General features: G+C 70.8%; 2 protein-coding genes. One reads left to right on the forward strand and one right to left on the reverse strand.

The genetic code is table 11. The features are described 5' to 3' along the window. Positions 1–233: 233 nt before the first annotated feature. Positions 234–662: a nitroreductase family deazaflavin-dependent oxidoreductase gene (locus tag RJ03_RS12725; RefSeq protein ID WP_036501534.1), complete on the reverse strand. Its 429-nt coding sequence runs from the start codon at positions 660–662 to the stop codon at positions 234–236. Between the two features lie 111 nt (positions 663–773). Here RJ03_RS12725 and RJ03_RS12730 point away from each other — a divergent pair. Next, positions 774–1641: AAA family ATPase (locus RJ03_RS12730; RefSeq protein ID WP_036501536.1), on the forward strand; the 868-nt coding region annotated here is incomplete at its 3' end.

Consider the following 1641-nt stretch of genomic DNA (forward strand, 5'->3'; position numbering starts at 1 on the left):
CACCGGCGTAGTGCTGGACGCCGCCCGGTCGGCCGGACTCGACGCCGTGGTGTGGGCCGGGTTCGCCGCCATCGGGGCACTCGCGGCGTTCGCGTTGGCCGCGCTCGACCGGAGCGCACGCGCGCAATCCGCTGGGGGAGAGGAAGTTCCGGCGGAGCCGGTGCGCGAATCCGCCTGACCTGCGATGGCCGGTACTCGTCCGCCGCCACGGTGGCGGACGAGTACCGGGTCGGTCAGGCGCGCCGCAGTTCCAGCACCGGAATGGTGCGGATCCCTTCGGTTTTGCGGGCGTAGCCGGCGAATCCGGGATAGCGGCGGGCCTGTTCGGCGAAGATCCGGTCGCGGCGCTCACCGGTCACCTCGGTGACCGCCGCCGGGTAGCGGTCGGTGCCGCGTTCGATCTCCGCCGTCCCGGCCGCGGTCAGGTTGTAGTACCAGTCCGGATTGGTCGGAGCGCCGGCCTTCGACGCGAAAACATAGATGCTGTCCGGGTTCTCGTCGTCGGCCAGGTACATCATCGATGTCACCAGTTCACGGCCGGATTTGCGGCCGCGGTGATGCACCAGCACCATCGGCGCGCCCTCGAAATCGCCGCCGACGCGTCCCTCGTTGGCTCGAAATTCCTCGATGATCGCGGTGTTCCAATCGCTCATGAGCTGCATTCTGCTGTCGAACCGGTGGCCGCGGCGGGAGGCGCGCACGTGGGAATACCGGCGGTGGCCGGTATGCGATGATCGGTCCGGTGTTCGTGATCCGATTCGTGGCGCGGTGCCATGGCTGAGCTGTACGGGCGGGCGGCCGACACCGCGGCGATCGCCGCCCTGCTGGACCGTGCCCGCGCGGGGGAGAGCGGTTGGCTGGTGCTGCGCGGTGAACCCGGAATCGGTAAGACCGCCCTGCTCGACCACGCCGCCGATCTCGGCGCCGACCTGAAAGTTCTGCGCGGCGCGGGGGTGGAGATCGAGGCCGAACTTCCGTTCGCCGGATTGCAGTTGCTGCTGCGGCCGGCGGTCGCGCATCTGCCCGCCCTGCCCGCGCGCCAGCGGGCGGCACTGGAGGCGGCGCTGCGCCTCGGCGACGATCCCGGCGGGGATGCGATGCTCGTCGGATTGGCGGTGTTGTCGCTGCTCACCGAACATGCCGGCGATAGCGGGCTGGTCTGTCTGATCGACGACGCGCAATGGCTCGACCGGGCCTCGCTGGACACGATCCTGTTCGTCGCCCGGCGGTTGTACGCGGAGGGGGTCGTGATCATCCTCGCCGCCCGCGACGGTGCCGCGTTCGCACGGTCCGCGGATCTGCCCGAACGCCGCATCGCCGGGCTCGACTCCGACGCCGCCGCCGCGCTGCTCGACCGCCGCGAACTGCCCGCAGGGGTGCGCCGGCAGGTCCTGTCCGAGGCACAGGGCAATCCGCTGGCCTTGCTCGAATTGGCCGACGCCGCACGCGACGAACGTCCCGGCGCGGCCCATCCCGGTGCACTGGCGTTGACCGACCGCCTGCAACTGGCCTTCCACGGACAGGTCAGCCGTCTGCCGAAATCGACACAGGACGTGCTGCTGATCGTCGCGGCCGAGGAGTCCGGCGAAGTGTCGGCGGTCCTGCGCGCGGCGGCCGCCGTCGGCGCCGGAATCGACGATC

The sequence above is a fragment of the Nocardia aobensis NBRC 100429 genome, assembly GCF_000308375.1.
GTDB classification, from domain to species: domain Bacteria; phylum Actinomycetota; class Actinomycetes; order Mycobacteriales; family Mycobacteriaceae; genus Nocardia; species Nocardia aobensis.

What these genes read in the sequence shown, in the direction of transcription:
- RJ03_RS12725 (WP_036501534.1), bottom strand. Translation starts at nt 662, where the DNA reads ATGCAGCTCATGAGCGATTGGAACACCGCGATCATCGAGGAATTTCGA.